The sequence below is a fragment of the Sandarakinorhabdus sp. genome, assembly GCF_031422795.1.
GTDB lineage: Bacteria > Pseudomonadota > Alphaproteobacteria > Sphingomonadales > Sphingomonadaceae > Sandarakinorhabdus.
Map to the genome: position 1 here is coordinate 1 of NZ_JANPML010000145.1, position 11,137 is coordinate 11,137.

4 protein-coding genes are annotated in these 11,137 nt (G+C 65.8%); all 4 read right to left on the reverse strand.

The genetic code is table 11. The annotated features are described in order from the left end of the window. The coding region (locus RMO81_RS05380) for a filamentous hemagglutinin N-terminal domain-containing protein (protein ID WP_310474735.1) at nucleotides 1-8,096 on the reverse strand (8,096 nt) is incomplete at its 3' end. Between the two features lie 73 nt (nucleotides 8,097-8,169). Continuing rightward, nucleotides 8,170-8,784: a hypothetical protein gene (locus tag RMO81_RS05385; RefSeq protein WP_310474736.1), complete on the reverse strand. Its 615-nt coding sequence runs from the start codon at nucleotides 8,782-8,784 to the stop codon at nucleotides 8,170-8,172. Continuing rightward, nucleotides 8,784-10,658 (reverse strand): putative porin, encoded by a 1,875-nt coding sequence (locus RMO81_RS05390; protein WP_310474737.1) that lies wholly within the window; start codon nucleotides 10,656-10,658, stop codon nucleotides 8,784-8,786. The genes RMO81_RS05385 and RMO81_RS05390 overlap by 1 nt, the downstream gene beginning before the upstream one ends. Nucleotides 10,659-10,681: 23 nt before the next feature. Beyond that, nucleotides 10,682-11,137: TonB C-terminal domain-containing protein (locus tag RMO81_RS05395; RefSeq protein WP_310474738.1), on the reverse strand; the 456-nt coding region annotated here is incomplete at its 5' end.

Below are 11,137 nucleotides of genomic sequence, written 5' to 3' on the forward strand. Positions count from 1 at the left end.
ATCTCGATGGTGCCGCCGGTCGCGGCGCGCGTGTCGTTCGCCGCATAGCCATCGGCACTGGCATCAAGCAGCGCAGTGGCCGCCAGCGTTACCCCGCTGGTGCCGTACAGGCCGATCTTGCCGCCATTGATCCCGGATGTATCGATCGTGCCAGCAATCTCCACCCGGCCGCTGTCGGCGGTCAGCCGCAACTGATTGGCAGCGAGTGTCTGGCCGAACGCGAGCACAAGGTTGCCGATACCGGTGCGAATGCGGACATCGCCGGTAAAGGCCCGGCCCTGGCCGGCGACAAAGCCCGACAGATCAAACCCGGTGGTGCCGCTGTCGAATGCCAGCGACGCCTTGCCGCCGGGCGCCGTTGCATCGATCGTGCCGGGAAGTGTCACGCCGCCGCGGGCAGCCGACAGCTGCAGCGTGCCGGCGTTGCCGTTGCCGCCACCGATCGACAGCGTGACGCCGCTGCCCAGAGCGATGTTGCCGGCAGCCGAGACCAGGCTGAGCGTGCCGCCCGGTGCCGCGACCGAAACCTGGTCAGCGGCATCGCCGAACAGCTTGGCAAAGCCGGGCGTGGCCAGCACGGTGGTGCCGGTTGCGACGATGTCGCCGGTGGCCCGCACATCCAATATGCCGGCCGTCGCGCGCAGCGTGAGGCCATTGGCGCTGAACGATTCGATCGGCCGTTCGCTGGTCCCGAACGCCAGGGTCGATCCGGGCGCTGCCGCCGCCGTTGCAGGCGCAGCGCCCGGCCCGTCGAGCAGCACCCGCGCCGAGGTAAAGACGGTCAGTGAAGGCTGGAGCGTGGTGCTGCGCGGATCAGCAACCAGTGCCCGATCACCGAAGAACGGCGTTGAAACGCGCAGATCGGCGATACCGACGTCGAGCGTGCCGACCCCTTCGGCAAAGATGCCCGCGCTCGCCACGAGCCGCACGCTCTCGTCGAAACCGAAGATGCCCATCGACCCCGAACCCAGATTGATGGCGGTGGCGTTGATGGTCAGCGTGTTGCCGGAACTGCCGCACGCCGCAATTGTGGCGACGCCACCGCACGGCGTGCGCGCCAGATCGCTGTTTGAATAGCTGAACTGGCGGGTGTTGAGGGTAACTGCAATCGGCGCTGCCGGATCGGCAACTGCCACATCGAACTGGTCGTCACGAGGGAAGGGCGGCGGCGTTGTCGCCTGACCATAGGGCCGGATGCCACGCGCATCGATGACGAGATCGTTGAAGCTGTGGGTCCCGGCTGCAAAGCCGATGATGCTTTTCGTGACGATCGTCAGCCTTTGGGCGGCCGCGAACTGCGTTTCCAGTTCTGGCGTGATGACAAGCCCGCGATAGCCGGAGGGCGCACTGGTGAAAAAGACATCGTCGCCGCCGAGAACGAGGCTGGAAGCGGTGATCAGCGGCCGTGATTGGGTCAACGGATCATCCGTGATGACAAGGTCGCGGCTGCCATCCAGCAGGATCGATTGCCCCGACAAAGTGCTTTCGCCGATCGAGATGATGCTGTCTTCAAGGCTGTTGGCCAGCGCCAGATCCCCGGGTCGCGATAGCCGGCGTTCAGCGCCGTTGGCCACGCGCACCAGGCCGCCGATGCCGGTCTGGCCGGTCGCTTCGGCAGCGGTGATGATATAGTCGCCAGTGCGCGGATCGACGAGGTTGCCGGTCGCCCGGATGACCGAGCCATCGGCGATGGTGATGGCCGAACCGACACCATCGACGGCGAGCAATATTTCCGGCGCCGTCAGCGGATCGGCCGCACCATTGGCAACCCTGATCGTGCGCGCCGACGCCAGAATCGACGTCGTGCCATCGACATTGTCGCGGCGCAGCCCGCCAATCAACAGGCTGGCGGCGTTCAGATTGGCGAAGTCACGCGTGGTCAGCCGCACCACGCCGGCGGGGGAATCGGGAGCGCCCGACACGACGATTTCGAAATCGTTGCCCGAGATGTCGACCTGCGATCCGCGGCCACCTGGCGCCGGGTCGGTCAGGAAGCGGGTGTTGATGGCCAGCGCCGTCAATGGCGCCAGCACCAACCGCGCCGCATCGGCGGGAAGCTGTGGCACCGCCAACCCGTCGCGCGTGGCAAGGTTGCCAAACGTCGCGCTCGCCGGAGTCAGCTGGATGCTGGAGAATTTGCGGAAGGTCGCCTGGCTCTGCACTGTGAAGGTGCGACGCTGCGACGATTCGATCTGGGTGCCAGCGATGCCGTAACGCCCGCCGACGATGATGCTGCCATCGCGCAAAACGGCCGACTGGCCCAGCGCCGGCGGGCCTTCGCCGATATTCTCCACAACTCGCAGGCCGCCAGTCAGCAGGGCATATCGCGCTGGCAACAGTGTGTACCAGCCGGCGGCGAGACCGGGCGCCGCCTCCAGAAAAACACGGCGGCCGGCATCGGACGGAGCGTAAAGCGTCGCGTAATCGCTCGAATAGATCGGATCGATCGGCGCTGCCCCAGCCGCCGACAACGACGGCACGATTGCATAGACCTGGCGGCCGTCGGGAAACTGGAAGCCGTTGTTGCTGCTGAACGGATCGCTGTTGAAGCGGCTGAGCACATCGCGCGAACCGCCAACGCCGGCGGCGAATTCATAGGCATAAAGATCGCCGCCGCCGCTGGCATCAACTGACGCCGCCGCATCGACGGCAACGCTGTCACCGCTCAGGCGAAGTTCGCCGGCAGGCGGTGCAAACAGGCGTCCATCGCTGGTCGGCGTGAAGAAATATTCGATCAGATCGGTCGTGGTGCCATAGGGGATGACCAGCCCATTGGCCGAGACCGATGTGATACTGTCGTTACCCAGCAACAGCGATCGCGTCGCCGGCACGGTCGCCGGCACAAAGCTCGTGCCGATGACCAATGGCGTATTGCTGCCAAGGACCAACCGACCGAGCGGCACCCGCAGCACGCCACGCTGTTCGATATTGGCCGCCTGGACGAGCAGATTGCCGCCAGCGGAGAACGGCGTCGCCGGGGTTGGCCCTGCCGCCCGGCCAAGGCGGATCGTTGCATCGGTGCCGGTGGAGGCGAGCAGATAGGGAGCGGCCAGCGGCGTCTGGCCAAGCCGCAGCGCATTGATGTCCTGCTGCAGCGAGCCAGTTCCCGTGGTCGGATAGATCTGCGCGGCCGTGATCGTCAGGTCGCCGGTGACGACGAATTGCCCGGTCAGCGAATTGCTCACCGGCAGTGCGCTGGTGCCAACGATGCCCAGGATCGCCGGCTGGACGCCGGTCAGCCGGACATCACCCGTGGCGTTGATCGTCAGCGCGCTGACCGAACTGTCGGCATAGATGCTGCCAATGATGTCTAACGTGCCGGCGTTGAGCGTGACCGTGCCGCTGGCGCCGGGGAGACCCGGGAACGGCTGCACGCTTTGCTGCGGACTTTCGAGCTGGATATAGGGTGCCGAAATGGCGAGCGCGCCGGTTGTTGCCAGGCTGGCGCGGTACGAATTCAACGTCGACACATCGCCATCAAAGGCCCGCGCCGTCAGGTAGAAGCCGCGCCCCAGCGTGAGCCGGGCATCGCCCAGCGTTGTCAGCTGGTTGAGCGCGGTGAACGTATCGAAACCGGCCGCCATGATCTGGTCTGCAGCGACAATATCAGCCGCCTGGCCGGCACTGTCGGTCTGGCGCAGAACCGGGTTCAGCCATGTCAACGCACCGCCTTCGGCGGTCGCCGCGCCGCCGCTTGCCAGCACCGTGCTGCCCGCGATCGTCCCGCCACCGTTCAGGGTCAACGCGCCGGCATCGCTCCACACCGGCGCTGTGGTGAAGATGCCGAGCGCGGTTTCGAGGTCGTAACGGTCAGCGGCGCCGCGCAGATCGATCGTGGCACCGGCTGCTGCGGTCAGGCGCAAGGCATTGCGCCGTTCGGTCACCGGCCCGCCCGATTCATTGACAAAGCGCGGGACACCGAACAGCGGCTGTTCCGCATAAACGAGATCCGGGCTGATGAATGCCGCCACAGTCTCGATTGTGCCGCCATTGACGATACGGCCCTCGATCTTCTGATCGCCGCCGGGACGGGCAGTGGCGCGCGGGTTGCGAATGCTGGTTCCCGAAACATCGGTGATGCTGCCGGCGGTCAGGACGATCCCGTCGGCGGCGCCCACCGCTGCCGTGAAATAAACCTGGCGGTTGAAACCATTGGCCGTGGTCAACGCCGCGTTGGACAGGATCGGCGCGTTGGCGCTGGCGCTGGCGCGAATGCGGAGCGCGTTCGGCGCGTTTTCATCGAACAGGCCATTGGCATCGCGGTCACCGAACAATGTTGCCAGCCCGTCATCGCCGGGCAGGCCCGATACCGCGATGGCGGGTCGGGTCAAACTGAGATAGGCGACAGGAAGGGTCAGATTCTGGCGGATGGTGCCGCCAGGCAGCCGGATGGTGCCGGCGTTCAACAGCCGGGAGGCGGTCAGCACCGCCCCGTCGCTGGCCGTGATGGTGCCGCCAGCCGCGACATTGAGCTCGGTCAGGCCGGCGAGGCGCAGATCGACGGCGCGGCGATCCCAGGCATCGACCGGAACGGCGGTGCCCAGCAAAGCCTTGATGTCGCCGTCGGTAGCAAGGTTGCGGACCGCATCGACATCGCCGTCGGTAAGCAGTGAGTTGATCAGCGACTGGGTCAGCAGCAGCGTTTCGCCGGCTTTGACCGTCGCCGTTTCGGTATCGAGCAGCGCGATATTGCCGGCGATGCCGTTGGAGAAGACGTTCGGCAGCAGCCGGCTGGTGAAGGTCGTCAGCGAAAAGGCGGAAAAACCGCTCGACGCAAAGAAATCAAGCGGCAGCGCGGTTCCGGACTCGCCGGCGCGCGCGCCGAAGTTCAGATCGGGCGTCACCAGCGTGAAAACGCCGCCACCGGTAAAACCCTGCCCCACGATGCTGCCGGGCGCGATGGTGACTTCGGCGGTGAAGGACCGCGGGATCAGGCTCGACTGGCGATCGAAATCCGGCGTTGTGATGAAGCTCGGCGCATCGACGAGCACCGATCGCGGTTCCAGATCCACCAGGTTGGGCCGATTGAGCAGCGATGCGTAGACCGTCGCATTGACCAGCGCCACATCGCCGCCCTTTGCCGTCAGATCGAGCGTGCCGTCGGGCCGGACATAGCCGCCCGCCGAGACATCGATCCGGGCCCCGGCGTTGACCCGCAGGCTGCCGCTGAAATCGGCCGAAAATTCGCTGTCGTCGCCAATCGGGATCAGCACCCGTGGTGCCACCTCCAGGCTGACGCTGCCGCCATCGGCATAAGCGCGGCCCAGATAGACCCCATTGGTGACCAGATAGTCGTTGCTCCAGCGCCCCCGGGCCGACAGCAGGCCGTTGACCTCGATGTCGAACAGCCGCGGTGCCCCCGCGCCTGTGTCACCGTCGGGGGCAAGGACGTCGGGCAGATCATCATCGGTGCGGAAAATCGATCCGGGGATGACTTCATAGGTGCGGGCGGCGATCCGGCCCGATGGGACAGAGATCGTGCCATCCAACCTGATCGTGCGACCCGCATCGGCGAACAGCGCACCGCCCGGCTGCAGCGCCACGGTCGATCCGGCGGCAAAGCTGATGCGGCCGCTGGTCTGCAAGGTCAGGCCCGACAGGCCAAGCCCGGACACAAAGGCATCAGACAGCAGGATTTCCGCTGCCGGGCGGGCGGGCGTGGCGCTGCTGGCGCGGTAGACGATGATATCGGCGCCGCCGGCCTGGACCGCTGAATCCGTTCCGATCGCGGCGATCTTGAGCAGGCCGCCGCTGGGCAATTGTGACGGAGCCGATTGCAGCGTGCGGCCGTCGCTGGCAATCGTCGATGCGATCGTGCCCGGCCGCGCAGCCGCAATCTGCCGGGTTCCGGCAAAGGCTTCGGCATGGATAGCGCCGGCGAGCGTGGTCGACGATGCCTTGATGGTCAGCGAACCGGCATCGCGGCCCTCGGTATAGCCGGGTTCGAGATCGGTCGGCTGCGCGACCTGGTTGCCAAAGGTCGTGCTGGCGCCGAAACGCGGTTGCTCTGCCGTTATCGCCCCCACGACCGCGACGAAATTGTCGTTGGGATCCGCGGCGCCGACCGAAACGATCCGGCCGTCGGCGGTCCGCAGCCGGCTAGTCTCCACAACGCCGGACGCATAGCTGACCCAGCCACCCGAAACATCAATACTGGCACGCGGCCGGATGGTGACGTTGGGTGCGGCCTGGCTGCTGCCCTGGGCAAAGCTGCGGACGCCCAGCGTCAGGTCGCCGCCCTTGGTCATCAGTTCGGCAGAGGTCACCCCGACCTGGGCAAAAAAGCTGCCGGCCTCGATCAGCGGCGAACCGATCCAGGCGACGCCATCGGCGCGGACGCCCGAAAGGCGGGGATCGACAAGGATGGTGGCGCCATTGAGCGTGAAGCTGCCGTCGGTCGTCGTTTCGCGATAATTGGGCGTATCGCGCAATTCGTTGCGCTTGACTGGCGTGATCTGGACGCTGTTGCGCGAGGCCGGGACAATGAAATCCTTGATGCCGCCGACATCGATCACCGCGCCATCATCGACAAGCAAGGACGACGCGCGACCCTGGACATCGTCGAGCACGCTCACCGTTGCAGAATCGTTGGTAGCGCCGATGCTGACACGGGCGCTGGGCGCATAGATCAGCGCACCGCTACCGATGCTGATCTGCGATGGCGAAACAACGCCGCGGACCTGGGCACCGCCGATCTCGATGACCGAGCGTTTGAACGCCGCCACCGATTCAGCGCTTTGCGGAATGGTTTCGCCGTTGCTGTCGGGCGTTATGGCGATGGTCGCGCCGGGCGCCAGCGTGACGGCAGCGCCGGAAAGCACGATCTTGCCATTGCGCGCCACGCTGGTCGTTGACGACAGCACGCCGGCACTGGTGATCGTCCCGGTGACAGTGGTGCCCAGCGATACCAGCCCGCGCGGTGCTTCGATCAGGCCGGTTGCGGCGTTAACGATTGTGTCGGCGGTCAGCGATGTGGACGAAAGCACCAGCCCGCGGGCCTCGGGATCGGCGCTTCCGGCAGCACCGGTGGAGGCCACCGCAAACACGTTGCGCCCCGATTGCAGGCTCACCTGGCCCTGTTCCGAACGCAGTTGCCCGGCATTGCTGATGTCGGGCGCCGCGATGATGACGAAGCCGCCGCTGGCACTGGCGATCGCTGCACCAGCGTCGATCGTGATCTTGCCCTCGCGGCCGGGTGCTTCAACCGCGGCGGTTCCGCCCTGGTTGAACACCGACATCGCCGAGACCAGCGCATTGCTGGCCAGCAGGCCGCTTTGCAGGAAGCTGGTATTGCGCTGCGCCAACGTCGAAGGCACGGTCAGGCCGCCGCTCGCACCCGGCACATTGTTCGAGCCGAGCTCAAGGCTCGACACCAGCAGCGAGCGCGTGTTGACCTGCGCGGTGGCGCCAAACATCACGCCGTTCTGGTTGAGGACCAATACCGTCCCATCGGCCTTGACCGTGCCGAGAATCTGGCTTGGTCGCAGGTTGCCAGGATCGGCGATGCGGCCGGTCGTCGGATCGATATTTGCCACGATCCGGTTGACGACGATCCAATCGGGCTGCTGCTTGAATTCCAGCGTTGTCGTGCGGCCGACATTGAAACTGTCCCACGACAGCAGCGCCCGCGCGCTGGTCTGGGTAATGGTGACCGTCGGCGCAGCGTTGCTGCCGCTCTTCACCGGTGCTGAAGCGCCCTGCCAGACTCTGAGACCGGTCGGATCGAGCGCGGCGGTGGTGGGATTGGTCACCGGCACCAACCCGCCCGCAATCAGCCCGTTCGGCACTGTTTGCGCCAGCGCTTGTGCCGTCGCGCGCGCCGCTTGATTGGCCTGCACGGCCAGACTGGTGGCGTTGGCTGCCGCCGCCTGGTTGGCCAGCGCCCGCGCGCTTGCCGATGTCATGCCCGCCACATTGGGTGCGACGGCCCCGGGACGCGGCAGGCTTGCCGACGGCGACACCACTGGTGTCGTAAGCCCGGCGCTGGCGCGCAAGATTGCAGCGGTCTGCGCCATGACCGGCAGATGCATGAGCCCCATCGCCAGCGCGGCACCGCTGACACCGATCCGCATCATGGGCTTGCTCAGGCTGATCATCGCACGCGCTCCACGGCAACACACATCGGGGACCCGTCGGATCGTCCAGGCGATCGTCCAGTTGAGGGCCTGATCACTGCGGCACCGTCGGGCCGGCCGCGGGCACGATGGCATCGACCGTGATGCGATCGCCCATGCCCTGGGCTTCGTTCTCGATCCGCGTCCGCAGCAGCTGCAGGGGCGGGAAATTGTGACGGCCATAGCGTTTGATATGCAGGGCCACCAATTCGCGCCCGGTGGTCACCAGCCGCATGTTGCGTTCGGCGCTGCTGGTGAGGGCAGCTGCACTGGCCGCCAGCGCCGCTGCGCTTGTCGCCGCCGCTTGACGCTGTTCGGCCAGGCCAGACTCCGACGCAGCCAGACGGGTCGCCAGCGCGTCGGCGCGGCTGCGCTGTTCAGCGGCACTGGCCTCGGCTTCGGCGAGCCGTGATCCGAGCGCCGCCGATTGGCTGCGGGCCGCCGCCAGCTCTCGGACAGAGCCGCCGCCCGCCGCCAGCTTTGCCTTCAGCGCGTCGCGTTCTTTTTCGGCGGCAATCCGGCCGGCATCGGCGCCCGATTGCTGGGCCTGCAGATCGCGCAGCTGGGTTGTCACGGCGCGCAATTGTTCGCGCAGCCGGTCTTCCAGCGGTGTCGCCGTTGCCGGCGCAGCGGCCAGCAGCAACAGCAATGCGGTGGCGGCGGCGCGCATCAGAACTTGGCCACTAGATCGACTTGCAGCACGTCGATCGCCAAAGGTGGTCCGGAGATTTCGTTGGCGCTCAACCAGCGACCGGTCACGAACAGGTTGCGGCCAAGGCCAAGGGTGCCGCCGATCGTATAGCCCTTGGCATTGGTGCCGCCGCGGTGGAAATCGCTGTCTGACAGGCTGTCGAGCGTGGCGTCGGATTCGATGTAGCGATAGCTGAGCTCGATGTTCCAGTCGCCAAGTTGCTTGGGTTCGGCAATGCCGATCACGCCGCGGATCGAATAGCCCTGATTGCCTCCGTCGAAACGGGCGATGCGGCCATTGGCATCGGGGGTGCAGGGATTGGTATAGAAGCGCGATGCTGCCGTGCCTGCCGCTGCGCCCGCCACCGGATCGGCAACGATGATGTTGTTGATCGGCAAGCCCTTGGGATCAAAGCGGCAGAGGTCGCTCTGCTTGAACGCCAGGTTGCGGATATATTCGCCTTCCAGCAGCAGATTGACGCCCTTGGCGATCGGCGCGCCAACTGAAGCGCTGACCTGGATCACATCATAATCAAAGGCCAGCCCAAGCGTCTGCGGCTGCGCGAAATTGTTGGGGCTGGCCGGGTCGGGATTGATGTCGCGCAGGAAGAACAGCGTGTTGCCCTTGCGCAGGAACGCCGGCTGGTTCTGGTCGGTGGAACATTGGGTGTTGCCGTTGAACAGGTCGCAAGGCGTGGAAAGCTGGCCCTGAACGCCCTTGAAACTGTGATAGGCGACGGTGCCATTGATCGCGTAGTCGCCGTCGCCAAAGGTCACGCCGCCCTTGAGCTGCGCCGAAAACAGCCATTTGGAGGCGCCATCGCCAGCCTTGTCGACACTGTTGATCGGGAATTCCTGATCGGTGAATTCCAGCGGAAATGCACCGAGGGTCAATGCCAGCCGGGTGTTGTCCGGCAGCCACGGTTTGGCATCTGCGGCCGCCGTGATGCCGTCGAAATTGAGATCGTTGTCAAACATCAGCTCGGCGGTATCGAACAGCGCCTGGCCGGGCTTGAACGGGCTGCTGAAGCGCCCGAGCGAGGCGGACAGCCAGTTGGTTGGAGTCAGCCGGATATTGGCCTGATCAAGCCAGATATCCTTTTTGGCAAAGCCGCCGCCAAGGACCTGGTTGGTCGAGATCGGGCTGATATCGTCGCCGGTCGCCAGCCGGAACGAGACGGTCGCCAGATCCGAAAGCTTGGCCCTCAGGCCAAGACGCGCGCGGAGGCGGAAGGTGTTCGGCCGGTCGGTTCTGGTGTTGAGCAGCGGGAAACCGGTCGGGTTGGTGGCGGCGTTGATGTCGATGGGCGCCAGCTGGTTAAAGGCGCCGAAATCGATCAGTTCGTTGGTGTTGGCCTTGGAGTAGAAGGTCGATTCATTGCGGAAACGCATATCGCCATAAGGCGTCACGCGGCTCAGCCAATCGGGGACCTGCCCGGCCTTGGCCCAGCCTTCGGTCTTGGCCTGCGCCAGCACTTCTTCCTTGAGTTCGTCTTTGATCTTGGCCCGCAGCGTCTCGGGGATATAGGGCACCCGGATCGTGCCTGGCGCCGGCGCCGGCAACTCGGCCGATGCAACTGCAGTCGGCGGTGCCAGCGTTGCCGTTGGCGCAGCAGCGAGCTTGGCTTGCGCTTCAGCAGCCAGTGCCGTCGCCGCTTCGGCTTCGGCTTGCGCCAGCAGGGCTTCGCCGGCGGCCTTGGTGATGACCTTGTTGTTGATCAACAACCGGATCAGGTTGGCCGTGGCGTTGGTCGAAGGCGCTGAGGTTGAAGACGCAGCCAGCGCTGGAGACGCCGCCAGCAGCACGCTGGTGGCCGCGATCGCGATGCGCGCCTTGGTAAAGGACGAGATCATGCATGAAGTCCTGTCATCATGGCTCAAATGGAAGTCTTGCGGCCGCGCACGGTAATGCGCGCGGGGAAACGGATTGATGCCGGCGGGGCATCGAGGTCGTTGGTCGCCAGCAGGATCGCGATCAGCCGCTGGTCGCGCTTGGCGTCGCCGCTGGATCGCAGCAGTTCGGCCTTGGCAACCTTGCCGATACTGTCGACCCAGACGGCGAAATCGGCGCTGAACACCTGACGATTGACGCTGTCCTGCGACTGGATGCGTTCCTGCAGGGCATTGCGCAGGTTCTGGCCATAAAAGGCATCGCTGACCCCGCCGGCAGCGCCGGTGCCCGTGCCGGTGCTGCCGACGCCGCCCATCCCGCCCGCGCCGCCGCCCTGCAGGCCAAAGGCATCGCCGGCACCTGTCGGGGCTGCATCGATGGCAACCGCCGCCGGGGCCTCGGCCGCCTTGGCCGGGGTCGGCGTCGGCTGTTCGACCGGCAC

Coding starts and splice junctions, on each gene's coding strand:
- RMO81_RS05385 (WP_310474736.1), bottom strand. CDS start 8,784: ATGCGCGCCGCCGCCACCGCATTGCTGTTGCTGCTGGCCGCTGCGCCG.
- RMO81_RS05390 (WP_310474737.1), bottom strand. CDS start 10,658: ATGATCTCGTCCTTTACCAAGGCGCGCATCGCGATCGCGGCCACCAGC.